The 22,098-nt window shown below is 69.4% G+C and carries 22 protein-coding genes and 2 pseudogenes; 10 read left to right on the top strand and 14 right to left on the bottom strand.

What is annotated here, in order from left to right; genetic code table 11:
• Window positions 1-414: 414 nt before the first annotated feature.
• Window positions 415-1,377 (top strand): LAETG motif-containing sortase-dependent surface protein, encoded by a 963-nt coding sequence (locus tag G3I71_RS02230; protein ID WP_164312165.1) that lies wholly within the window; start codon window positions 415-417, stop codon window positions 1,375-1,377.
• A 162-nt stretch (window positions 1,378-1,539) separates the two neighbouring features.
• Here the strand turns inward: G3I71_RS02230 and G3I71_RS02225 are convergent, their stop codons facing one another.
• Window positions 1,540-2,547, bottom strand: coding sequence for a nucleoside hydrolase (locus G3I71_RS02225; protein ID WP_164312164.1), 1,008 nt, complete (start codon window positions 2,545-2,547; stop codon window positions 1,540-1,542).
• 164 nt (window positions 2,548-2,711) lie between these two features.
• Here G3I71_RS02225 and G3I71_RS02220 point away from each other — a divergent pair, with 164 nt between their 5' ends.
• Together G3I71_RS02220 and G3I71_RS02215 are read left to right on the top strand one after the other, a co-directional pair.
• Window positions 2,712-3,737 carry a hypothetical protein gene (locus G3I71_RS02220; RefSeq protein ID WP_203729109.1) on the top strand — a complete coding sequence of 342 codons (1,026 nt, stop codon included), beginning with the start codon at window positions 2,712-2,714 and terminating at the stop codon, window positions 3,735-3,737.
• A 110-nt stretch (window positions 3,738-3,847) separates the two neighbouring features.
• A complete protein-coding gene (locus G3I71_RS02215) occupies window positions 3,848-4,555 on the top strand; it encodes a hypothetical protein (RefSeq protein ID WP_239148809.1) in 708 nt (235 codons plus the stop codon).
• Window positions 4,556-4,644: 89 nt separating this feature from the next.
• Here the strand turns inward: G3I71_RS02215 and G3I71_RS02210 are convergent, their stop codons facing one another.
• From G3I71_RS02210 to G3I71_RS02185, 6 genes are all read right to left on the bottom strand, one after another.
• Window positions 4,645-6,690 (bottom strand): TerD family protein, encoded by a 2,046-nt coding sequence (locus G3I71_RS02210; RefSeq protein WP_164312375.1) that lies wholly within the window; start codon window positions 6,688-6,690, stop codon window positions 4,645-4,647.
• Window positions 6,691-6,816: 126 nt separating this feature from the next.
• Entirely contained in the window at window positions 6,817-7,515 is a 699-nt protein-coding gene (locus tag G3I71_RS02205; RefSeq protein ID WP_164312163.1) for a hypothetical protein, read from the bottom strand.
• A complete protein-coding gene (locus G3I71_RS02200) occupies window positions 7,512-8,126 on the bottom strand; it encodes an RNA polymerase sigma factor (protein WP_203729107.1) in 615 nt (204 codons plus the stop codon). The genes G3I71_RS02205 and G3I71_RS02200 overlap by 4 nt, the downstream gene beginning before the upstream one ends.
• A gap of 75 nt (window positions 8,127-8,201) precedes the next feature.
• Window positions 8,202-8,996, bottom strand: coding sequence for a TIGR03943 family protein (locus tag G3I71_RS02195; RefSeq protein WP_164312161.1), 795 nt, complete (start codon window positions 8,994-8,996; stop codon window positions 8,202-8,204).
• Entirely contained in the window at window positions 8,993-9,988 is a 996-nt protein-coding gene (locus tag G3I71_RS02190; protein WP_343242812.1) for a permease, read from the bottom strand. The genes G3I71_RS02195 and G3I71_RS02190 overlap by 4 nt, the downstream gene beginning before the upstream one ends.
• Window positions 9,989-10,129: 141 nt before the next feature.
• Window positions 10,130-11,473 (bottom strand): helix-turn-helix transcriptional regulator, encoded by a 1,344-nt coding sequence (locus G3I71_RS02185; protein ID WP_164312160.1) that lies wholly within the window; start codon window positions 11,471-11,473, stop codon window positions 10,130-10,132.
• 102 nt (window positions 11,474-11,575) lie between these two features.
• Here G3I71_RS02185 and G3I71_RS02180 point away from each other — a divergent pair, with 102 nt between their 5' ends.
• Window positions 11,576-11,740, top strand: coding sequence for a hypothetical protein (locus G3I71_RS02180; protein WP_164312073.1), 165 nt, complete (start codon window positions 11,576-11,578; stop codon window positions 11,738-11,740).
• Between the two features lie 51 nt (window positions 11,741-11,791).
• Here G3I71_RS02180 and G3I71_RS02175 read toward each other — a convergent pair whose 3' ends face one another.
• Together G3I71_RS02175 and G3I71_RS02170 are read right to left on the bottom strand one after the other, a co-directional pair.
• The gene (locus tag G3I71_RS02175; RefSeq protein ID WP_164312373.1) at window positions 11,792-12,352 is read right to left on the bottom strand and encodes a Uma2 family endonuclease; all 561 of its coding nucleotides are present in this window, start codon (window positions 12,350-12,352) and stop codon (window positions 11,792-11,794) included.
• Window positions 12,353-12,577: 225 nt separating this feature from the next.
• Window positions 12,578-14,083: an NCS1 family nucleobase:cation symporter-1 gene (locus G3I71_RS02170; RefSeq protein WP_164312159.1), complete on the bottom strand. Its 1,506-nt coding sequence runs from the start codon at window positions 14,081-14,083 to the stop codon at window positions 12,578-12,580.
• 359 nt (window positions 14,084-14,442) lie between these two features.
• Here G3I71_RS02170 and G3I71_RS02165 point away from each other — a divergent pair, with 359 nt between their 5' ends.
• The 3 genes and pseudogenes from G3I71_RS02165 (at window position 14,443) to helR (ending at window position 17,165) form a co-directional block, all read left to right on the top strand.
• Window positions 14,443-14,619 carry a hypothetical protein gene (locus G3I71_RS02165; RefSeq protein ID WP_164312158.1) on the top strand — a complete coding sequence of 59 codons (177 nt, stop codon included), beginning with the start codon at window positions 14,443-14,445 and terminating at the stop codon, window positions 14,617-14,619.
• Window positions 14,620-14,778: 159 nt separating this feature from the next.
• Window positions 14,779-14,886 (top strand): annotated as a pseudogene (locus tag G3I71_RS02160) (glycosyltransferase); the annotation flags it as partial.
• Window positions 14,887-14,945: 59 nt separating this feature from the next.
• Window positions 14,946-17,165: an RNA polymerase recycling motor ATPase HelR gene (helR, locus tag G3I71_RS02155; RefSeq protein ID WP_164312157.1), complete on the top strand. Its 2,220-nt coding sequence runs from the start codon at window positions 14,946-14,948 to the stop codon at window positions 17,163-17,165.
• 210 nt (window positions 17,166-17,375) lie between these two features.
• Here the strand turns inward: helR and G3I71_RS02150 are convergent, their stop codons facing one another.
• A complete protein-coding gene (locus G3I71_RS02150; protein WP_203729103.1) occupies window positions 17,376-18,266 on the bottom strand; it encodes an NAD-dependent epimerase/dehydratase family protein in 891 nt (296 codons plus the stop codon).
• A gap of 71 nt (window positions 18,267-18,337) precedes the next feature.
• Between G3I71_RS02150 and G3I71_RS02145 the strand changes: the two genes are divergently transcribed.
• On the top strand, window positions 18,338-19,279 hold the full coding sequence (locus G3I71_RS02145; RefSeq protein WP_164312156.1) for a GlxA family transcriptional regulator: 942 nt from the start codon (window positions 18,338-18,340) through the stop codon (window positions 19,277-19,279).
• Window positions 19,280-19,514: 235 nt separating this feature from the next.
• Here G3I71_RS02145 and G3I71_RS02140 read toward each other — a convergent pair whose 3' ends face one another.
• The 4 genes and pseudogenes from G3I71_RS02140 to G3I71_RS02130 form a co-directional block, all read right to left on the bottom strand.
• Window positions 19,515-19,766, bottom strand: coding sequence for a CPCC family cysteine-rich protein (locus G3I71_RS02140; protein WP_343242811.1), 252 nt, complete (start codon window positions 19,764-19,766; stop codon window positions 19,515-19,517).
• Window positions 19,767-19,845: 79 nt separating this feature from the next.
• Window positions 19,846-19,995 (bottom strand): annotated as a pseudogene (locus G3I71_RS52180) (hydrolase); the annotation flags it as partial.
• 61 nt (window positions 19,996-20,056) lie between these two features.
• A complete protein-coding gene (locus G3I71_RS02135; RefSeq protein WP_164312155.1) occupies window positions 20,057-20,335 on the bottom strand; it encodes a DUF397 domain-containing protein in 279 nt (92 codons plus the stop codon).
• The gene (locus tag G3I71_RS02130) at window positions 20,310-21,143 is read right to left on the bottom strand and encodes a helix-turn-helix transcriptional regulator (protein WP_164312154.1); all 834 of its coding nucleotides are present in this window, start codon (window positions 21,141-21,143) and stop codon (window positions 20,310-20,312) included. Before G3I71_RS02130 ends, G3I71_RS02135 begins: the two co-directional genes overlap by 26 nt.
• Window positions 21,144-21,226: 83 nt before the next feature.
• On the opposite strand from G3I71_RS02130, the gene G3I71_RS02125 reads away from it, so the two are divergent.
• Window positions 21,227-21,679 carry an ATP-binding protein gene (locus G3I71_RS02125; protein WP_343242810.1) on the top strand — a complete coding sequence of 151 codons (453 nt, stop codon included), beginning with the start codon at window positions 21,227-21,229 and terminating at the stop codon, window positions 21,677-21,679.
• Between the two features lie 57 nt (window positions 21,680-21,736).
• On the top strand, window positions 21,737-22,048 hold the full coding sequence (locus G3I71_RS02120) for a DUF6401 family natural product biosynthesis protein (protein WP_164312153.1): 312 nt from the start codon (window positions 21,737-21,739) through the stop codon (window positions 22,046-22,048).
• Window positions 22,049-22,098 lie beyond the last annotated feature (50 nt).

Below are 22,098 nucleotides of genomic sequence, written 5' to 3'. Positions count from 1 at the left end.
GGAAAGGTCCGGAGAGGAAAGATCCTGCGAGGAAGGGGCCTGAGAGGAAGGGGCCTGGGGCGAAGGGTTCGGAGTCGGTTCGGGCACTCGCTGTCTCCTTGCTGTGGCACTTCGTTGTGGCGCTTCTCCGGCGGACGACAAGCCCAACTCTGTCCACTTCGCCGGGAACATGAACACATGCGCCCCCGGAACGCAACCTTCCAAGCGTGGCGGAATTGTGATGAATCACGAACATTCTTTTCATTACAGCAAGTTGACACCCCGCCCCGCACGATTCACGATGTGCAAACGCTGTGGCGCATGTGACCAATGTGCCCAGCCTTCCTCGAACCAGACTCCCTCGGCACGGCCCGGCAGCAACGCGCTGCCCTCTCGCCGTACCCGGGTTCTCGCACACGCCAAGATGGGATCCGCATGTCCATACTGAGACGTGTAAACGCGCTGCACCTTCTGGGGACCGGCGCCGCCGCGATCGCTCTCTGCGCGGCCTCCGCCTCGGGGGCCTCGGCCACCGGGACACCCGGCGGGGACGGCTGGGGCTCCAAGACCGGCGGCTACAAGCCGGGCGCCGGTGCGGGCACGAAGACCGAGGCCGATCGCTGCCAGTTCTCCATCGACGGGCAGAACTTCTTCGACTCGGTCCGCGTCGACGACCAGAACCTCAAGCCCACCGACGACGGCAAGATCCACATCAAGGTCCGCACCGCCGGTGACGCCAGCACCTGCACCGCCTCCCTGGCCTCCTACATCGCCCACGGCCCCACCTTCCGCACCTCGGGCCTGCAGGTCTTCGTCGACTTCGACACCGTCACGGTTCGGCAGGGTCAGACCGACTCGCTCGACATCGCGGTGCCGGACGCGGGCTGCTTCGCGCAGATCGACCTCTACCGCGGCAAGGTCAAGTTCGACGGCGACTTCGACGCCAACGACGGCTTCGAGCACGGCGACCTGCCCAAGGGTCCGGACCGTCCGGTCATCAAGGACAAGCTGATCGCGGCGTGGAACGGCGGTACGAAGGACTGCACGGTCACGCCTCCGCCCGCCTCCGAGACCCCGGGCACCCCGACCCCGACGCCTCCGGCCGAGGAGACCCCAGGTACGCCGACTCCCTCCGAGCCCGCGTCCGAGACGACCCCGCCCGCCTCCGAGACGCCGTCGACGCCGACTCCGTCCGAGTCGACGCCCTCCGAGTCGGCTTCGGAGTCCACCCCGCCGGCCACTCCGGCGAGCCCGGACAGCTCCCAGCCCCCGCTGGCCGAGACCGGCGGCGGCAGCGCCACCGGCCCGCTCGCGGGCGGCGCCGCGGCACTGCTGATCGGCGGCGCGGCGATCGTGATGGCGACGAAGCGACGCAAGGCGGGTCGCGCCGGTTCGTAACCCGGCTCCCAACCCGGTTCAGTAACGCTCCAGTACATCCAGTACGTCCGCCCCGGTACCGCTCCTCGCGAGCGGTACCGGGGCGGACGTCGTTTCCGAACTCTTGGACTCTTGGACTCTTGGACTCCCGGACTCCTGGCGCCTTTTCCTATTGCCTATCGCCTATCGCTTCTCGACCGTCCCGAGGTACAGCCGTACGTACCGTTCCACGTCGATGTCCAACGCCACGTCCACCAGCGGCTTCTCCCGTGTGCCGTGGTGGATCTCGGACTCGCCAGGGCGTGGCCTGCGGTCGACGACCGTCTGGCCCCGGGTCGGGCCGGGGGCGAGGGATACCTCGACCGGCAGCAGACGGGTGGTCAGTCCCGCCGGGTCGGCGACCGCGCAGACGGCGCCCGCGTCGCCGAGGCTGCCGGTGGGGGTGGGGTCGCCGGTGAGGGCCGGGTCGCGGTGGGCGAGCAGTGCGCCGGCCAGCCGCGCACCCGGTTCCGCGCTCGCGCGCAGCCGCTGGACATCGGGCCCCGGCACGACGACGCGTGTGAAGACGTCCAGGCCGTACATCGTGATCGGCACCCCGGCGGTGAGCAGGATCGCGGCGGCCTCCGGGTCGTGCCACACGTTGAACTCGGCGACGGGCGTGGCGTTCCCGATCTCCACCGCGCCGCCCATGAAGACGATCCGCTCGATGTTGCGGGTCACCTCGGGGTACGTACGCAGGAGCAGGGCGATGTTGGTGAGCGGCGCGGTCGGGATGAGTGTGACCGGGCGGGGCGAGGCGAGGATCTCGCGGCGCAGCAGGGTCACCGCGTCCACGTCGACGGGCATCCGGGTGGTGGGCGCGTGCAGGCCGATGTCGCCCATGCCGTCCCGCCCGTGCACATGGGCGGCGGGCCGCGCGGGTTCGATCAACGGCCGCTCGGCCCCGCGCGCGACCGGCAGATCGGGGGCGCCGGCCTGGTCGAGGACGGTGAGGGTGTTGCGTACGACCTGGTCGACGTCCGTGTTCCCGGCGACACAGGTGACCGCGCGGAGGTCGAGTCCCGGGTGGCGTACGGCGAACAGCAGGGCCAGGGCGTCGTCGATACCGGTGTCGCAGTCGATGATCACGGGCACGGGGTGGGTCGGACCGGCGTCGGGCCTGGCGGGGGTGGTGGGTTCCGCAGTCGTCACGGTGAGGGCTCCTTTCCCGGCTGCTCAGACTCCCACGCCGTCCGGTTCTCGCCCTCACCACCGGCCGCGCTCACCCGTACGGCCCGGCCCGCTGGTGGGACCGCGCGCGGGATGGTGCCGTCGGAGGGAGATCTGACGTACCGGCGCCCTGGAGGAACCCCTTGATGACCCGTCGGCCCTCTCCCCGTGCGGTACGTCTGCTCGCCTCGGCCATCGGGATGGGCACCCTGCTGACGATGGCCGCGTGCATGCACGACGAGGACCGCGCCGGGGGCACCATGGAACGCCGGCAGGCCAGACCGATCGCCTCCCCCGCCGCACAGCGGGCCTCCGCCTCCCCCAGCGCCCCTACCGCCCCGACCGCCCTCACCGACGCCCAGGCCCAGGGCGCCCTCCTCACCGACGCCGATCTCGGGGCGCCGTGGACCCCCACCGAGGGCGCCGCGCTCTGGCGGGACGCGCTGCTCAAGGCGACGACGGACAACGCCGACTGCGGACGCCTCCTGGACGCCGTGTACACGGAGGAGCTGCTGGGTGAACCGGCCGGCGCCCGTGCCGTCGTCGGCTTCGACGACTACGACGAGGGCGGGCAGCTCCGCTACCAGGTCACCGCCGCCCACCGCGCCGACGTGGACGAGCGGCTCGCCTGGCTCAGGACGATGCCGCAGAAATGCGCCAGCTTCACGGCGGTCGGACCGCGCGGCGCCCGCCAGGAGGTGCGGGTCACGGAGGTCGGCCTGCCGCAGGCGGGGGACGCCAGACAGGGCCTGCGGCTGTCGACACGCGGCGAACTGGACGGCGCCCCGGCGACGCTCACCCTGGACCTCGCCGCGGTACGGGTCGGCGACGACGCGATCGTCCTCACCAACGGCGGCCTGGCCGAGCCCCGCACGGAGTACACGGTCCACGCGGTCCAGGTCGGCGCCGACCGCCTGAAGCAGACCAGGAAGGAAACCCCGGCCGCGCCCCAGACCCCGGTGCGGGACGAGAGCCAGAGCCCGACACAGAGCCCGGCACAGACTCCGGCAGAGAGCCAGAGCCCGTCGCGCGGCCCGGCGCAACCCCAGCCCCGGCCTCAGCCCCAGGAGCAGCAGCAGGAGGCGGAGGGAGAGGGCCAGGACTGGGAGCAGGCACAGGACCAGAACCAGGACACGGACCAGGGGCAGGACACGGACCAGGACCTGTACTGAGCCACCGTGCGGCCATGGGAGCGGGCACCGGGAGGTGTACCTGACACCACCCCCGTATCCACCACTCAGGCCCAGGGACGAAGAGCGCCGCGACCGGCACGATCCCTTACATGAACAAGACGACGGAGACGCAGCACACGACCGGCACGAACAACGCGGCCGGCTCGCCCCACCCGACCGGACCGGGCGAGACGACCGCCCGCCGCCTGACCGGCGCCGCGGGCATCGCCGCCGCGGTCGCCCTGATCGTCGAAGTACCCCTGTACTTCGTCTACTCGGGCCCGCCCCCGGACGCGAACGTCCTGGCCCGGCTCCTGGTCGGGATCTTCGCGCTGGCGTTCCTGATCGTCTTCGTGACGAGCTTCCGCGAACTGGTGAAGCGGGTGAACCCGGCGTACGAGTGGGTGGCCTCGCCGGCCTGCTCGACAGGCCTCGTCTACGCGACGATCACCCTGGTCTCCATGGGCCTGGAGGCAGGCGCGGTGATCGCCACCGACCACTCGATCGACCCGACGATCGACGTGAACGGCACGTACATCCTCTACGGCTCGATCAGCCGCCTCCTGCTCGCCATGTTCCTGGCGGCGACCGGCTTCACGATCGCCCGCACGAACCTCCTCCCGCGCTGGACCGCCCGCTCGTCCTACGTCCTGGCAGGCATCAACCTGGCCTTCGTACCGTCCCTGTTCTTCGGCAACACCCCGGCCGACTTCTACGCGGCGAACGGCTGGGGCACCACCGCCTCGATGGGCGCACTCCTCAGCTACTGGCTGCTGGCCCTCGGCATCTCGACGTACCGCAGCGGCGCGAAGCGCTGAGACACCTCAAGTCCCCTTTCCTGTACGGCCATCGCGGCGCCCGCCTCTCCGGCAGGGCGCCGCGGTTCGTGCAGTACGTACGGTGCGTGTCAGCTGGCGGCAGCGGTCTCCCGCGTACGGGACGACGACGTACGGCGGTCCAGGTGGACGACGACGTGGGCGTGGAAGCGGTCGACGGACTCGTCGACGCTGCGGATGAAACCGGACTCGGCGTTGCCGCGGGTGTTGCCCATGCTCCGGAAGAGGGACAGGCGGTATCCGGTGATCGACGTGCCGTCCTTGGGCAGCAGATCGGCCGGTTCCGGGCGGAGGCGTTCCAGGGTGCCTCGCGGACCGGGCGCCTGCCCGGCGAGCAGCGCCTCGACGTGCAAGTCGGCCGGTGCGTCGGCGAGTTGGCGGACCAGTCGCTTGGACCAGGTGAGGGGGTAGCCCTGTTCGGGCGCGGGGATCTCAATGGACGTACGCAGTTTGCCGGTCCGCAGGTCGGCGCAGAGGGCGAGGATGCCGGGCGTGCCGTCGATACGGAGTTCGGCCTCCAGGCGGCCGTCCGCGCACAGTTGGTCGGCCAGTGCGGCTCGACGGGTGCGCGGGTCGCTGCCTCGCTTCGCACGCTGCACAGGCAGTACCTTCTGGCCGAGTTCACCGCCCAGCCGCAGACACACCTGCCGGACCAGCCGCTCCCAGCTCTCGACGACCTCAACCGCGCGCGAATCGCCCTGGCACAGGGTCTCGTCGTCGATGCCGTTACGGACGGGGACCCAGGCGGGGCCCATGTTCTGGAAGCCGTGGCAGCCGGAGTTCTCGTGCTGGAGGTAGTGCAGCAGCTCCTGGAGCAGCCAGGCGTGCGCCGCGTTGCCGACGCCCTCGTGGCGGATCAACATCTGTGCCTGGTGAGCGACTTCGGCCCAGGAGAGGTGCCAGAGAGCGACCTTGTGCTTGCGCCTGCCGTCCGCCTTGACCTCGACCAGCGGGCTGCCGTCGAGTTCGACGTCATTGGACAGGGTGATGACGGCCTCGTAGCCGCGCCGGGCGGCGATGTCGGCGTACGCCTGTACCTGGTCCGGCTTGAGGGAGTTGCCGTTCGTCTTCGTCTCGACGAGCGCCGTCCACAGCTTCCCGGCCCGTTCGATCCGGATCACGCCGTCGGGTCGGCGCGGAGTGTCGCCGTTGGGCAGCGTGACCTCCGTGAACGTCTCCATCCGGCCGGACGGCGCACCGAACGCCGCCGTCAACCGCCTCCCGAACTCGGGGACTTGCGTCATCACCGACAGGAGCACGGAGGTCGCCCGGGTCTCGCGCTCACGGTCGCTCTTGAGGGCGGCGGCGGGGAAGAGCCGCGCCACCCGCCAGGCGTCGTTCTCGGCGAGGGACTTCTTGGCCACCTTGGGCAGCGTGACCTTCTTCTTAGCGGTACGGGGCCGGGGCGCGACCTTGGCCACCACCGGCTGATCCGGCGTCGTTACAGGCCGCACCGGATCAGCGGGGCGCTCGCTCGTCGGCTGCGTGGGGATGGCGGGCAGGGGCTGGGCCTGGGCCTGCGGTACCGGCGCAGCCCCCACTTCCTGCTTCTCCGCCTCTCCCGCTTCCGAGACCTCCGCGTCGTCGTCGATGTCGACGCCGAAGTCCGTTGCCAGGCCAGCGAGTCCGGACTCGTACCCCTGGCCGATCGCCCGGAACTTCCAGTCCCCGCCGCGCCGGTAGAGCTCGCCGAAGAGCAGCGCGCCCACCTCGCCGGGGTCGTCGATGGCGAAACGCAGCAGGTTCTCGCCGGCGCCGTCGGCGAGCGTCAGGCACAGGTCGTGCAGGTCGGAGAAGCGGGCGCCCTCGTAGCGGCTCGCGGCGACGACGATCCGCTCGGCGTCGTCCGCGATCGCCGTCAGGTCGAAGGTGATGCGGTCCTCGTTGCCGTCGGCAGTGGGCGCCTTACCCAGCAACTGCACGCTGCCGTCGGCGGCGACGGGGTTGTTGTAGAAGTAGAAGTCCCCGTCGCTGCGAACCTTGCCGTCGGCGGTCAGCAGCAGGACGGAGACGTCCGCGTCGCCCTCTCCCGTCGGACTGCTCCAGCCCAGTCTCACCATCACCGAGCCGACGTCCTCACTCAACGCGGCCAGACCGACGTTGGCGCCCTTGACCATCTCGTGCACGAGGCCCCCCAGATGCACCGTAGTGATGTGTGACACGCACCACATCCCGCGCATCAAGGGAACCCTAGCGCCGGTCAGCGACCATTGGCCCCAAACAGCCGGAAAGCCCCCTGTCCGCTACTTCACCGGAGTCTCGAACGCCTCCCGGAACATGGCCCTTCCCTCGTCCGTGGCCTCGGTAGTGCCTCCGCACATCGGGACGATGCCGCCGTCGGCGGTGACGAGGTAGTGGACGCCGATCCGGAAGTCCGGGGCCTCCGAGAACGCCCCGCTGTTGCTGAGGCGGACTTGGTCGGAAGGGTTGGCCAGGTTGGGGTCGAGCCGGTACCAGTGGTCGACCCGGAGAATCACGCGGTCGTCGCCCTCTTCGGCCGTCACCGTGCCCTCGAAGGCCATTTCGTGGCCGCGCAGGAGGTCGGGCGTGGGTGCCACGCACTTCGCCGTCCCCGGGTTTCCCTCCGGGAGCATCAGGGTCAGGGGCCCAAGCTGGGGCACCCGACCGACTCCCGCCGCACCTGCCCCCGCTTTGTCCGCCGGACCCTCTCCGCCCCGTGCGACACCCCAGCTGACACCACCTCCCACCAGCAGCAGTGCCGTGAAGGCCAGTGCCGGTACGAGGCGGCGACGCGGCCGTGCGCCCTGAGTGGCTTTGGTTGTGGCTGCGGCTGTGGCTGTGGCTGTTTTTGTGGTTGTGGCTGTGTTCGTGTTCGTGTTCATCGTGGCCTCCACAAGACGGGTGACGTCGGGTCGCGGAGCCTTCGAGGTCAGTGCCGGGTCCGTGGCCTTCAGGTGGGCCAGCAACTCGTCGTCGTTCATCGACTGCTCCTTCCGTTTCCGTTTCCGGTACCGGTTCCTTGTCCTTCGTCTGTCTCATGTCCGGGGCGCGGGCCGGTCTTTCGCTCCAGCTGGGCCGCCAGTCTCTTCTTCGCCCGGTGCAGCCGGATGCTCACGGCGTTCGCGCTCAGCCCGGTCACCTCGGCGATCCGGCTCGGGGTCAGTTCCTCGTACGCCCACAGGAGCACCACCTCGCGGTCCAGCGCGCGGAGTTGGGCGAGCGCCGAGTGCAGGGCGGTGTGGTCGGGGTCCTCCGTCTCCCGCGTCGGGCCCGCCGCCGTCCACGTCAGGCGTTCGAACAGCGAGCGTCTACGCCGGTCCGCGCGACGGGCGTTGGCCAGGCAGCCACGGGCCACGCCGTAGCACCAGGGCAGTACGGCGTCGGGGTCGGGGATGTCTTCCGACGCCTCCAGGCCCGGTACGTCCTCGATACGGCGCCACAGCACCAGCAGCGTCTCCGAGAGGATGTCGTCGACCTGGTCGGGCTCGGCGCGCCGCAGCAGATAGCGGTGCAGCGGCTCCGTCACGACGTGCGCCAGTGCCTCGAAGCGGGCCCGCTGATCCCGGGTGGCCCTCTGTTCCGTCTCCGTCATGGATTCCACGCCCTGCCTTGTCCGGCACCCGTGGAATCCTTTCACCCTCGCTCAGTTACGAGTGCCCGTCACCGTTCAACGTTTCTCGTACGGATTCGACGGCTCCGCGACCTTCTTCACCGACCGCGCGTCCAGCACGGGCGGCCAGGCCGCGTCCGAGCCCAGCTTCCCCTTCGGCACCCAGGTTCCGGTGACCGTGATCCAGGTGTCCGTGACCGGGGCGTCGGCGTCGCGGATCTCGACCTTGCTCGTCGAGGCGTCGGCCGCGCAGCAGGAGACGAGGAGGCGGGTGACGTACCAGGCGCCGTCGTCCCCGTGGGTGACGAAGCCGGTCAGCCGGACGGTACGGCCCTTCAGGGACCGCCCGCTGTCGAAGATCGCGCGCGAGCTGAACTCGCCGACCGTCAGCTCCAGCGGATTCCCGGCGGCCAGCGCGGGGAACGTACCCACGCCCTGCGCGGCCCGCTGAGCCGCCTCCCGGTCGGCGCTGTACGAGCCCAGGGCGGGCGGCGGGAAGAGGAGCAGCGCGAGGGCGGGGAGCGTGAGCAGCCAGGCGACCCGGGGCCCATGCCCATGCCCATGCCCATGCCCATGGCTGTGACCATGACCGTCATCGCCACCGTCGTAGTCGTCACCGTCGTGGTAGCCACCGTCGTGGTCGTCACCGTCGTATTCGTGGTCGTCCGTCTCGCCCCGCCCCCGCGCCACGGCGGCCACCACCCCCAGCAGCACCAGCACCACCCCGGACACCACCAGGTACGGCCGCAGCCCCTCCTGCACGTACCGCAGATACAGCTCGCTGAACAGCGCGATGCGCAGCACCGCCCCGCCCGTCAGCAGCAACAGCACGGCAGGCCCGTAGCGCCTCACAACAACCACCACCCGACGACGACGCTGCTGCTCACCGCGACCACCCATGTCACCGACGAGAACCGGACGGCGAAGGACCGGCCGAAGGTGCCCGCCTGGAGGGCGATCAGCTTCAGGTCGACCATCGGGCCGACCACCATGAAGGCGAGCCGGGCCGTGGGGGAGAAGCCGCTGAGCGAGGCCGCGACGAAGGCGTCCGCCTCGCTGCACACGCACAGTACGACCGCCAGTACGGCGAGCAGCAGCACCGACAGCCACGCCGAGCCGGTGAACACGTCGAGCACGGACCTCGGTACGACGATGTTGAAGGTCGCCGCAGCCCCCGCACCCAGCACCAGGAAACCGCCCGCGTGCAGGAAGTCGTGCTGGAGCCCGGCCGTGAACCCGCGCCAGCCGGAGGACTCGGAGGCCGACGACCCGCTCCCCGACGTGGGCTTCCGCATCCATTCCTCCCGCCCGAACCGTGCCCACAGCCAGCCCATGACCACCGCCGTGGCCAGGGACGCCACCAGCCGGCCGAGCACCATCTTCGGCTGGCCGGGGAAAGCGATCGAGGTCGCCACCAGCACCACAGGATTGATGGCCGGAGCAGAGAGCAGGAAAGCGAGCGCGGCGGCCGGGGCCACTCCCCGCCGCATCAGACTCCCCGCGACCGGCACGGACGCGCACTCGCACCCCGGGAGGACGACCCCCGCCGCGCCCGCGATCGGCACGGCGAGCGCCTGGTTGCGCGGGAGCAGCCGGGTGAACACCCTCTCCGGTACGAACGCCCCGATCGCCGCCGACACCACCGTGCCCAGCAGCAGAAACGGCACCCCTTGCACCACCACCGCCGTGAACACCGTCCACCAGGCGGCCACGGCGGGCGTGTACAGGTCCAGGGCGACGGTCGGCCCGAGTACGGAGGCGACGGTGACGATCGCGATCAGCGCGACGCCCCCGACGACGACGTACACGAACGCGCGTACGACGAGCCTCAGCCCGTCGGCCACACTCCGCCCGCCACCGCCGTACTCTCCCCTGTACTCTCCGCCGTGCTCGCCGTCCAAGCGCCCGTACCGTTCCGATCCGGTCAAATGTTCATAGTTCCGGCCGAAGGCTAACCGCCCGTACTGTGCGCCGCCTCCGAATCGTCAAAGAGGAGGCTGTGCGGGCGCAGGGCCCAGGGTGGTCGTCCCAGGGGCCGTACGATGCCCCAGCCCCGTCCGGTAGGCGTCGAGCGCGGCCTCCACCCGGCCCGTCCGGCGCAGCAGATCGCCGAGCAGCCGGCACAGGTCGGCGAGGTCGCCGGCGGCGCCCGCGCGCTCCAGGACGCTGAGGGCGCGGACGTAGTGCTCCTCCGCCCGCTCCGTGTCGCGGGCGTCCTCGGCGATGATGCCGAGCAGGCGGTGGGCGGCTGCCGAGTGGACGGCGCCGCGCTCCGAGGACAGGTCCCCGAGTACGTCGTGCAGCAGGGCCGCCGCCTCGTCCGACTTGCCGCGCCGGTGCAGTACGTCGGCCAGCTCGACCGTGACCTGGCTGCTGTAGAGGGCGGCGCGCTTGGCGGACAGCATGGCGTGCGCCTCCCGCAACTCGGCTTCCGCGCGCGCGAGTTCGTTCTGCTGGGCGTACAGATAGCCGCGCATCCAGTGGCAGTTGGCCAGCTCGGTACGGATCTGCAGCTGCCGGTAGAGCTCGGCGGCCTTCGCCAGTGAGGCGTCGGCATCCGCGTACCGCCCCTCGGCGAGCATCGTCCGGGCCACCTGCCGGTGCATCCGGGCGACCAGCGCCGGATCGCTCACCTGCGGGGCGAGCGCGAGGGCGAGTTCGGCCGCCTGGGCCGCGCGCGCGTGGGCGCCCATGTCCATGTAGGGGGCGATGGAACTGGCGTAGAGGGGGAGAAGAGCGTCCGGGTCGTGCAGCCCGCTGCGGTTCAGCTCGTCGATCGTGGACTCGAGAAGGTATACGGAGTAACGGAGTTCACCGGCGAGATAGTGCGCGACGGCCCGCCCGCGCAGGGCGGGAACCCGGCCGGTCAGGGGCTCGTCGGCCAGGCACCGCTCGGCGAGCTCGAAGTACTCCTGGGCGGCGGCGAGATCCCCGGTGTCCACCCCGCACTCGCCGAGCCCGAGCAGTGCGGCGGCCTCCTCCGCGAGGAACCCGAGCCGCGCGGCCTCCTCCCGCAACTCCCCGTACTGCTTGGCCGCCGCCTCGGTCTCGCCGGTGGCGAGGGTGCGCTGGGCGTCGGTGAGGCGCAGCCGGAGGCTGGTGGCCAGATGGGCCGGCCGTCCGGTCACCACCTCCTCGTACGCCACCCCGAGCCGCTCGGCGATGTGTCGCAGCGCCTCGTCGGAGGCCCGTACGCGTCCCGCCTCCAGGGTGGATATGTAGGCGGGGGTGTAGGCGGGCTCCGCCAACTGCCGCTGTGTCAGCCCCTGCTCGATACGCAGCCGTTGCACCCTGCGCCCGATGACTTCCGGGTCGTCCCGCTCAGCCATCGCCCAACTCCCCTGTGCCTACTTGCCGTTGAGGTGCGTCAACCTCTACGTTAAGCCACGGGTTAAGCGTGCTTAATACGTCGCTGTTGTTGCGAGGTTGCCGTGCTCTCACACTTCAGAGCGGTCTGCGCGGCGATCGTCGCCGCCGCCACCCTCATCATCGCAGCGAACACGGGCCCGGCACGGGCGGCGGAGCCGCATCATGCCGGGCCGATGAGCCAGGAGACGAGCCAGGAACTGGGGCAGGCTCAGGGCCGGCCGGGGTAGGGAAGCGTCAGTTCCCGTGGACCATCAGAACCGCCGGAACCTCGCCCGCGCTCAGAACTCCGCCGTGTCCAGCTCGAACCCCAGGGGCGCGGGCAAGGGCACAGTCAGGCCCAGTTTGTGCTTCAGGCTCTTGGCGTAGTCGTCGCCCGACGGTTCGGAGTACACCAGCACCTCACCCTCCTCCCGGTCGATCAGCAGATAGACGGGGATGTCGGCACGGGCGTAACCGCGGATCTTCTTGTCACGGTCGCGGGCGGCGGTCGACTCGGAGGTGACCTCGGCCACCAGGAGTACGGGGGCCGAATCGTGCCACTCCTCCTGGTCGTCGAAACTGCCCTTGGGCGCGACGACCAGGTCGGGGATGACATGGCCGGTCTCGGATGCTCCGGGAACGTTCAGGCCGATGCCCGTGTAACTGCGCAAGGCACGATCGGTGCGGCGCGCGGCCACCTGATCCACGACCTCCGACACGATCTCCTCGTGCTCCCCATTCGCCGGTGGCACCACGTAGATCTCCCCTTCGACCAGCTCTACGCGCCAGCCCTCGGGGGCCGCCGCACTGAACAGCTCGAAGGCCTGCTCGACGCTCGCGCCGCCCAGGTACTCGCGCATACGCCTCTCGTAGCGCTCGCCATCGGGATCGTCAGGATCGTCGTACGGGCCGTGAATGGCCTCGCCCTGGTAACCCGGCATGATGATCGGCTCCGCCGTCGCCATGTCAGACCTCCTTCGCTCAGCGCGACAGGACCAGAGTAGACCGGCGGCCCGAATACGGAATCCTGAACCATTCACTCGAACGAGCGTGCTGTTACGTTTCCGCACGCCGCCCACCCACTGTCAGGCTGCGGGCTCCGCTGAACCCACCAGCCGGCTCTTCCCCCCGCTCACCCCGAAGTAGATCGTCCCGGCGACCAGCACCCCGACGAACCACGAGTACGGCCCCATCGCGGCCCCGTACCCCGAAGGCCCGTACGTCGGGAGGATGCTGGAGAAGATCGCGCCGACTGCCGCCGCCGCGAAGGCCCGTATGTTCCAGCCGCCCTGGAAGCGGAACTCGCCGTCCTCCTTGTAGAGGTCGGAGACGTTCAGCTGGGCCTTGCGGAGAAGGTAGTAGTCGACGACCACCACGCCGAAGATCGGGCCCATCGTCGAGCCGATGGCGTTGACGAAGCTCGGGGCGTTGTCCCAGGGGTGGAGGGGGTAGAGGAGCAGCGCGATGACCGCCGCGATCAGGCCGCCCCGCTTGAACGAGATGTGCTTCGGGGCCATGTTCGCGAAGTCGAAGGCCGGGCTGACGAAGTTGGCGACGACGTTGATGCCGAGGGTCGCGACGGCGAACGTCAGGGCGGCCAGCAGGACGAGGAACGCGCTGTCGAACTTCGCCGAGATCGCCGCCGGTTCGAGGATGACCTCGCCGTACACCTTGCTGGCGGAGGCAGTTGTCATCGCCGCCACCAGCGAGAACAGGATCAGGTTGACGGGCAGACCCCAGACGTTGCCCTTCTTCAGGGTCTTCTCGTCCGGCGCGAAGCGGGCGAAGTCTCCGAAGTTCAGGAACAGCGCGGCGAAGTACGTCACCCAGGTCGCCGCGATGGCCGCTATCGCGGCGAACGAACCCGGCGTCACGTCCAGGCCGGTCGCGTTCTTCGCCAGCGCGGCCAGGTCCTTGGCCGGCATGTCCACCGCGAAGGACAGCGTGCCCGCCTTCACGGACAGGGCGACTGCCAGCACCAGCATCATCAGCCACACCGCCGGACCGGCGAAGTCCTGGAACCGGCGGACCGTCTCCATCCCCTTGCTGATGATCAGCAGTTGGGCCGCCCACACGGCGAGGTAGCAGATGACCTCCAGGCCGCTGTGGTCGAAGAGGTGGGTCGTCTCGTGCAGTTTCTTCGGGCCGTCGTAGCGGATCAGGAAGGCCACGATCGCACCCGCCGCCGCGCTGGTCTGGGCGCCGTACCAGAACGTGGCGACGATCGCCCGGACCAGCGCCGGTACGTTCGCGCCGAACGTGCCGAAGGAGGCGCGGGCCAGGACGGGGTACGGGACACCGGTCCGCACGCCCGCCTTTCCGATCAGCGTCATCAGGTAGTAGATGATCAGCGATCCGACGCCGATGCCGATCAGGAACTTGAAGGTGTTGCCGGCGACCAGGAACAGGCTGGCGGCGAGGAAGTAGCCGTACAGACTGTGTACGTCCGAGGTCCACACGTTGAAGATGCTGAACGCGCCCCACTTGCGCTCGGTGGCCGGGGCGAGGTCCTCGTTGTAGAGGCGGGGGGAGTAGCCCTCCCCTCCTGCGATCTCCGTATCTCCGCCTGGGTCTCTGGCCGTGTCCGTCATCGCGTTCTCTTCCTGCGCGGGTCGCCACGATGGCGCCGGATGGCGTAAAGAGAACGTGCAGGATGTTTCTCCCAAATGCCGCATGCGTAACCGGCCCGTCAACGGAAGTTCCCTTCCACTGAGCGAAACCGGGCCGTATCGATCAGCCCCCTGGAGGTCACGGATCGGCACAGAGCCTTTTCCACTCGCCTTTGCCTGGTCTTGGCGAAATACGCAGCTTCCCCATGTATGGCTATAGGGCTGCTGTACAGATCTGCTGGGACCGAGAGACGAGCGAAGAGATGCATGACGGAGAACGAGACGGAAAGCGGGAGCGGGCCAGGAAGAAGCTCAGTATTCCCCTGACCCTTGTTGCCCTCATGCTCTATGCCAAGGCCCTCACCGACTTCCTGACCAGGCTGATCTTCCACTTCTCCGTCGACAACCTGATCGACGCCCTGTTGGACCTGGTCATCAGCACAGGGATGACCACCGCCCTCGTCCTGATCGTCGTCATGGTCAGGGAGAGAAGGAAGCGGAAGAGCACGGAGGCCTGAGCTTCGCCGTCCGGGCCCCCACAAAAAACAAAGGCAAGGAGTTCTGCACCCCTTGCCATGCTCAAGATATAGCGCACCGGGGGGCTTGCGGCAAGGCCCCCGTCGTGCCGCAGAATCTCCGGCCTAGGGCCTGGAACTGCGGAAACGGGGAGTCTCGAAGTGCGTGTTCTGTTGTCGGCCTACGGGTCGCGCGGGGATGTCCGGCCGATGGCCGCCCTCGCGGTGGCATTGCGGGAACTCGGGGCCGAGGTGCGGGTGTGCGCGCCGTCGCCCGGACGGGAGTTGACGCATTGAACCCCCGGACCACCACCACGTCCATCACCGCCATGTCCACCACCAGCGCGTCCACCGCCAGTACATCCATCACCAGCGCCTTCGACCTCCCCGACCGTCTCTCCGCCAAGGCCGACCCGAGGCTGATCGGCCGCGACGAGCAGCACTTCGCCGCCCTCGCGGAGTGCCTGGAGCAGTCGATCGCCGAACTGACCGACCGTCTCGACGCCGAGCGCAAGGCACCCGGTGGCACCGGCCGGGAGGCCATGGACCGGGACACCGAGATCCATCGGCTGACCGCCCGCCTGCGCGCACTGCGCCGCTTCGGGCTCGACCTGTGTCTCGGGCACATGGTCAGCGCGGACGACCCCGAGCAGGCCGTGTACGTCGGGCGGCTCGGCCTCACCGACTCCACGGGCCGTCGGCTGCTGCTCGACTGGCGTTCCCCCGCCGCCGAGCCGTTCTTCGGCGCCACCCACGGCAACCCGATGGGCCTGGCCAGCCGCCGCCGGTACCGCTGGACCGACGGCCGGATCAGCGACTACTGGGACGAGGTGTTCGCCTCGGACGGGTTCGACGGGCACGCCGCCGCCCTCGACGACCAGTCCGCCTTCATCGCCAGCCTGGGCAGCAACCGCTCGCCACGCATGCGGGACGTGCTCGGCACCATCCAGGCCGACCAGGACGCCATCATCCGCGCGGGTTCGCGCGGCGCGCTCGTTGTGGACGGCGGTCCGGGCACTGGCAAGACCGTCGTCGCCCTGCACCGCTCCGCCTACCTCCTCTACGCCGACCCCCGCCTCGGTCACCGCCGTGGCGCCATCCTGTTCGTCGGCCCGCACCGGCCCTACCTGGCGTACGTCGCCGATGTCCTGCCCAGTCTCGGCGAGGAGGGCGTGCAGACCTGCACCCTGCGGGACCTCGTCGACGAGGGTGCCTCGGCGGCTGTCGAGGCCGACTCTGACGTGGCCCGTCTGAAGTCGTCCGCGGACCTGGTGAAGGCGGTCGAGAAGGCCGTCGCGTTCTACGAGGAGCCGCCCACCCAGGGGATCACGGTCTCGACCCCCTGGTCCGACGTCCGGCTGACCGCCGGCGACTGGGCCGTCGCCTTCGAAGCGGCACCCGGTGTGCCCCACAACGAGGCCCGCGACCAGGTCTGGGAGGAACTCCTCACGATCCTCGCGGACAAACACGACAGCGACGACCATGACGGCGACCGCGGTGTCTCACCCGCCCGGCTCCGCAAGTCCCTTGTGCAGGACCGGGAGTTGGTCACCGCCTTCAACCGCGCGTGGCCGTTGCTCGAAGCGGCCGACCTCGTCGGAGACCTGTGGTCCGTGCCCGCCTACCTGCGGATGTGCGCGCCCTGGCTGAACCCCGACGAGGTACGGAAGCTGCAGCGCGCGGACGACGTTCACGCCTGGACCGTGTCCGACCTGCCGATCCTCGACGCGGCACGCCAGCGGCTCGGCGACCCGGAGGCCGCCCGACGCAGGCGCCGGCACGAGAACGTCCTCGCGGCCCAGCGCGAGCGGATGACCCAGGTCGTGGACAACCTGATCGACGCCGTACGCGACTCCGGCGCCGACGGTGACGAAGGCGAGGGCCTGGTGCGGATGCTGCGCGGCCAGGACGCCAAGGTCAGTCTGGTCGACGAGTCCGAACTGACCGTCGCCGAGCCCGACTTGCTCGCCGGGCCGTTCGCGCACATCGTCGTGGACGAGGCCCAGGAACTGACCGACGCGGAGTGGCAGATGCTGCTGCTGCGGTGCCCGTCCCGGAGTTTCACCATCGTCGGGGACCGTGCCCAGGCCCGGCACGGGTTCACGGAGTCATGGGAGGAACGGTTGCAGCGGATCGGGCTCGACCGGATCAACCTGGCCTCCCTCAGCATCAACTACCGCACGCCGGAGGAGATCATGGCCGAGGCCGAGCCGGTCATCCGGGCCGCCCTCCCCGACGCCAACGTGCCGACCTCGATCCGCAGCGGCGGGGTTCCTGTTGTCCACGGTTCGGTGTCGGAGCTGGATGCCGTCCTCGACACCTGGCTCGCCTCACACGCCGACGGCGTCGCCTGCGTCATCGGCGACCCCGGGTTCCGGGCGACGACGTCACGCGTCCGGTCGTTGACCCCGGAACTGTCCAAGGGGCTCGAATTCGACCTGGTCATCGTCATCGACCCGGAGTCGTTCGGCGAGGGTGTCGAGGGGGCGGTGGATCGCTACGTCGCGATGACTCGGGCGACCCAGCAACTCGTCGTCCTCGCCGGCTAGTGGCTTGTCACGTGGCCTTGGCCAGGTAATCGACCTCCTGGTCGTTGGGGGCAGCAGACTGCCCCCAACATCTTCGGCCTCCTCAAGGCCGCCATCGCCGCCTACGTCCGCTGGCGCAATGCCCGCGCCAGCCCGAAGACGAACTTCGCACCCGCCTCGCCGATCCGTTCGTGGACCGAATACCCGGCCAAGGCCGCATGACGAGCCGCTCTAGATCACTTCCCGGAGCACGTCGTCCACCGGAGTGGCGCTCATGCCGAGGATCTTCTCGGTCTCGGAGTAGTCGATGACGAACGGGTCACCCGGCTTGGTGAGCACTTCGTGCATTTCTGCCCAGAACGGCTCGGTGAACGCAAGCAGGGTCAGATCGCGTTCGGTCATCTCTTCCATCCGCGGTTCCGGTGCCCCTGCGAGTTCGGCGAGTCGCACGGCCAGTTCCCGCACCGGCAGGGTCGAGGTGGGTACGTGCCAGGCGCGGCCGTACGCCTGCTCGTTGCGGCTCGCGGCGACCAGCGTGCGCGCGGTGTCGCTGATCGCCGAGTAACTGTGCGGCACGTCGAGTTCTTGTGGCACCAGGACCAGCGTGCCTTCCATGACCTGCCGCTGCACCATGAGACTGAACACCGAGACGGCGCCGGAGCCGTAGAACTGGGCAGCCCGCACCTCGGTGACCTTCATCCCTGAGGCGGCGGCCTCCTCCCATACCCGCGCCCTGGCCCGCCCCTTGGGGCCGGTCGCGGCCAGGGGGAGGGCCGGCGTTATCGGCCCGCTCACCGGCCCATACGCGTAGTGGTTTCCGAGCATCACGTACGCGACACCGGTCCGCCTTACCGCGCTGAGGAGCGACGCCGACAAGACCGGAAACTGCTCGGGCCAGAGGTGGTACGGCGGCGCGGCGGTGGTGAACAGCGTGTCCGCCCCCTCCGTCAGGTCGGTGAGCCGATCGGTGTCGGTCGCGTCAGCGGCGACCTTGTCGATGAGCGGGTGCTCGGGCCCACCGCCGGTCCGGCTGATCATTCGAACCCGCTCGCCATCCTCAGCCAGCAGTAGAGCGGTCTTCGACGCAGCGGCCCCGCGACCGACGATCACATGAGATTTCATGCCGACAACGCTGCCGTTCCGTGTCCTCGTAGGATAGTGGCCTGATTGACACCCTTCCGGAGGTTCTGGCCATGCACCGTGTCACCTCAGTCATCGTGCCGCCCGTGCTGAGCTTTGACGTCTCGATCCCGCTGATGGTGTTCAACAGCGTCCCGCACTACGACGTGCGCATCTGCGCGGCGCGGCCCGGCCCGATGCCTACCGTCGGCGGCCCCGACATCGTGGTGCTGGACGGCCTGGACGCGGTCGAGGGCGCCGACACGGTGATCGCCGTCGGCAGCGGCGGCGAGCAGGCGCCCACGGAGGTCCTCGACGCCCTGCGGAAAGCCGCGGCCGCCGGCGCGCGGATCGCCTCCCTGTGTACGGGTGCTTTCGTACTGGCCCAGACCGGCCTGCTCGACGGGCTCCGCGCCACGACCCACTGGGGGCTGGCCGACGACCTCGCCACTCGCTTCCCGTCCATCGATGTGCAGCCCGACCTCCTCTTCGTCGAGGACGGCGGCATCTTCACCTCTGCGGGCGCAGCCGCCGCCATCGACCTGTGCCTGCATCTGGTCAGAATCGACTACGGCGCGGCGGTCGCCAACACGGCCGCGCGGCTCGCGGTCGTCCCTCCCGTACGGCCGGGCGGCCAGTCCCAGTTCATCCAGACACCGCTACCGCCGGAACGCGGCACCTCGCTCGCCCCCACACGCGTCTGGGCGCTCGAACACCTCGATCGCCCGCTCACCCTCACCGACCTGGCCGGTCACGCCAGGACGAGCGTGCGCACCCTCACCCGGCGCTTCCACGCAGAGACCGGGCTGAGCCCGCTCCAATGGTTGCTCCACCGGCGCATCGACCGGGCCAAAGAACTGCTGGAGACGACCGAACTGCCCATGAACCAGGTAGCCCAGAACAGCGGCCTGGGCAGCGCGGACTCCCTCCGCAAGCACATGGCCGGCCGGGTCGGACTCACTCCCACGGCCTATCGCGCGAGCTTCAACCGAGCGCCCACTGGTGCCTCCTGCTGAGACTGGCAGCATGACCACGCCGCCACGCCGCGGTAGGGCACCCCGTCTGCACTACGACGGCCACAATCTGTTGCACCGTCCGCCTTCTGGATCCGTCGACCAGAGCAGTCCTGCCGAGGGTCAACGTCCCACGCCCGTCTCCGAGATCAGACCTTGAAGACCGTCTGCTGGCCGACGCGCAGCAGGTCGATTACCCGGCCAAGGCCGCGTGACAAGCCACTAGTTCGCGGGTGACTCAGTCCTGCAGTGCGGAAGGGGGTGCCGCAGGACGCTCGTCGGCCCGCCAGTACGATGCGCGCCACCAGTACAGAAGTGTCGGATCCACTTGCCATTCGCCATCACTTCCCGGCTCGGCGAAGGAGTCTCGCGACGGATCGATCGGGCGCCACCCGGGATCCAGCGGCTCGTTGCTCGCCGGAGGCCGTACGTCCTTGAGGAAGCGCTCTTCCATAGCCCCGAAACGCTGGTAGTTGACCTGCGCCTCCACCAGGCACACCGCGTTGGCGCCCCAGCCCCCACGGCCACCGCAGCTGGGACAGATCGTCCTCCCAGAAGCAGACGTCGCAGACCTCATAGCCTCCCTGCTCGCCGAAGGTCTGATGCCCGCAGCAGGGGCACGGGAACCAGCCCCCGGGAGGCGGCGGGACAGTACTCGCGGGCCTCACCAGTGACTCCCCTCGCGCCTCGGCTGCCTCCAACCTCTTCAGTTCAGCCATCTCGGCCCGAAAATGCCGCTGCCGCCAATACGAGAGGAGGCGACCGACAAATCGCATGCGCTCAGGCCAAGCCGGTACGCGCCGTCGCCCCCACGAACGCGGCGAAGGCCTCCGGCGTGAGCGTGAGAGCGCCCAGGTCGGGGGCCTTTGAGTCGCGGATTGCGATGTGGGGGGTGAGGGGGGCGACTTCGACGCACTCGCCGCCGTTGGAGCCGCTGTACGACGACTTACGCCAGGCGGCGGTGCCGAGGGGGGCACACTCGACGCACTCGCCGCCTGTGTTGCCGCTGTAACTGGACTTACGCCAAAGGGCGTTAGCCAGTCCCGGGGTGCTGCCCATAGCGTTCCTCCAGTACGTGCTTGATCAGTTCCGCCGAATCCTCCACTGCGAGAGCGGCGGCCTGCAAGCTAGCGTAACGAAGGGTGGCCTCACGGATGGTTTCCGTGTCGGCGGTCATATGGCCCGAGATCAGGTCCTCCGTATAGACGATGTCCGGGTCGTCGTCGAAGCGCAGCAGGCTGAACGAGCCTGCCAAGTTCGCGTGTTCACCCACCCCGAAGGGGAGCACCTGGAGGCGGACGCACCGAGCGTCCCGGAAACTCAACAAGTGCTGGAGTTGCTTTCGCATCACCTGCCGGCCACCCACCGAGCGGTGCAGCGCCGCCTCGTCGAGCACCACCAGGCTCACCGGCGGCTGGTCCCTGCGCAGGATGCGCTGACGTTCCATGCGCGCGGCGACCTGGTCATCGAGGTTGTCCGGCTTGCCTGTTGCCAGGACCGCCCGGGCGTACGCCTCCGTCTGGAGCAGGCCGTACACCATCTGACACTGGAACGTGGAGATGTACGTGGCCTTGGCCTCCATCTCCGCGAACGGCTGAAACCAGTGCGGAAGTTGGCTTCGCAGTACCAGTCCCACCAAGCGCGAGAACGTCCCGCCCGTTCCCAGCGCAGCATCCACCCGTTCCGCGAACTCCCTGGTGGGAACCTTCCTCGCCGTCTCGACCTGGCCCACCAGTGATCCCGTACAGAAGATGCACGCACCCAACTCCCCCTGGGTGAGCCCCGCTTCCTCTCTCTTTCTCCGCAGCTCGAAGCCGAAGTAGTCCAGCGGCGACGCACTCGGGTCGAGTTCGCGGATGTTGGGCACGGCGGGCCACCCCCAAGCTGACGCTTCGCGTCGTTGGATTCGTTCTGTAGCCCAGCGTAATCACGCGACTCCACCCTGGTGACGTGAATCACGCAACTGACGCAACCGACCTGGACGAAAGCCCACTCGGCCCGAGGTACGGCTTGAACTTCACCCTCGGTGACCATTCCGCCCGACACCTGCGCCGCATCCTCAGGGCGTACCTCAACTGCTGGGGCATGCCCGACCTCGCCGACTCCGCCACCCTCGCCCTGACCGAGCTGGTGTCGAACGTCGTACGGCATGTCCCCGACCGGCGCGCCACCGTACTGCTGCTGCGGCAGCCCGCCGGGGTCCGCGTCGAGGTCGCCGACACGGAACCGCGGGTCCCCGAGTTTTCCACAGCCGTGGACGGAGAAGGCGGGCGCGGACTCCTGATCGTCGAGGCCGTCACCGACCGCTGGGGCTGGCACCGCACACCCACGCACCCCACGCACACCGGAAAGACCGTCTGGTTCGAGTGTGACGCCAAGAACGACAACGAAGGCTCAGTGTGATGGAAACCATGACATACACCCCTCCTCTCGCCCCCGCGCCCCACATACCGTGGGGGAATGTCCCTCTTGGTCAGAATCAGCAGCGCGTTCGCGCCCCGTTTCGCGGAGTTCGCGTTCGAGCCTGCCTTCACGGCCGCCGTGGACCAGCACGTCGCCGAGATCAGGGAACGCATCGCGGCCGGTGGCCCCGGGCTCATCCCCCGGCAGCCGCACCGCGAAGACCTCGCCGACTACGCCCTCGGGTTCCTCGACGCGCTCGACGAACTCGACTGGCGCGAACCCGTCGGGCACGACTACGCGGTGTGCCGCCTCACCGCCATCAGCTGGCTGGCCCATCGGCACGACCTCCTCACCGAGCGCGCCGACTAGGACCTGACCTGTCCGGCGGATCCTGTGGTTCGAGGGACCGGTTCGTCGCG

This window comes from Streptomyces sp. SID12501, assembly GCF_010550245.1.
GTDB lineage: Bacteria > Actinomycetota > Actinomycetes > Streptomycetales > Streptomycetaceae > Streptomyces.
The sequence above is the reverse complement of the archived record's forward strand: the minus strand, read 5'-3'. Positions and strand labels throughout refer to the sequence as shown.

What these genes read in the sequence shown, in the direction of transcription:
- helR (WP_164312157.1), top strand. Translation starts at nt 14,946, where the DNA reads ATGTCCACCACCAGCGCGTCCACCGCCAGTACATCCATCACCAGCGCC.
- G3I71_RS02135 (WP_164312155.1), bottom strand. Translation starts at nt 20,335, where the DNA reads ATGGGCAGCACCCCGGGACTGGCTAACGCCCTTTGGCGTAAGTCCAGT.
- G3I71_RS02220 (WP_203729109.1), top strand. Translation starts at nt 2,712, where the DNA reads ATGACCCGTCGGCCCTCTCCCCGTGCGGTACGTCTGCTCGCCTCGGCC.
- G3I71_RS02150 (WP_203729103.1), bottom strand. Translation starts at nt 18,266, where the DNA reads ATGAAATCTCATGTGATCGTCGGTCGCGGGGCCGCTGCGTCGAAGACC.
- G3I71_RS02120 (WP_164312153.1), top strand. Translation starts at nt 21,737, where the DNA reads ATGTCCCTCTTGGTCAGAATCAGCAGCGCGTTCGCGCCCCGTTTCGCG.
- G3I71_RS02230 (WP_164312165.1), top strand. Translation starts at nt 415, where the DNA reads ATGTCCATACTGAGACGTGTAAACGCGCTGCACCTTCTGGGGACCGGC.
- G3I71_RS02185 (WP_164312160.1), bottom strand. Translation starts at nt 11,473, where the DNA reads ATGGCTGAGCGGGACGACCCGGAAGTCATCGGGCGCAGGGTGCAACGG.
- G3I71_RS02205 (WP_164312163.1), bottom strand. Translation starts at nt 7,515, where the DNA reads ATGAACGACGACGAGTTGCTGGCCCACCTGAAGGCCACGGACCCGGCA.
- G3I71_RS02170 (WP_164312159.1), bottom strand. Translation starts at nt 14,083, where the DNA reads ATGACGGACACGGCCAGAGACCCAGGCGGAGATACGGAGATCGCAGGA.
- G3I71_RS02145 (WP_164312156.1), top strand. Translation starts at nt 18,338, where the DNA reads ATGCACCGTGTCACCTCAGTCATCGTGCCGCCCGTGCTGAGCTTTGAC.
- G3I71_RS02210 (WP_164312375.1), bottom strand. Translation starts at nt 6,690, where the DNA reads ATGGTCAAGGGCGCCAACGTCGGTCTGGCCGCGTTGAGTGAGGACGTC.
- G3I71_RS02215 (WP_239148809.1), top strand. Translation starts at nt 3,848, where the DNA reads ATGAACAAGACGACGGAGACGCAGCACACGACCGGCACGAACAACGCG.
- G3I71_RS02200 (WP_203729107.1), bottom strand. Translation starts at nt 8,126, where the DNA reads ATGACGGAGACGGAACAGAGGGCCACCCGGGATCAGCGGGCCCGCTTC.
- G3I71_RS02165 (WP_164312158.1), top strand. Translation starts at nt 14,443, where the DNA reads ATGCTCTATGCCAAGGCCCTCACCGACTTCCTGACCAGGCTGATCTTC.
- G3I71_RS02175 (WP_164312373.1), bottom strand. Translation starts at nt 12,352, where the DNA reads ATGCGCGAGTACCTGGGCGGCGCGAGCGTCGAGCAGGCCTTCGAGCTG.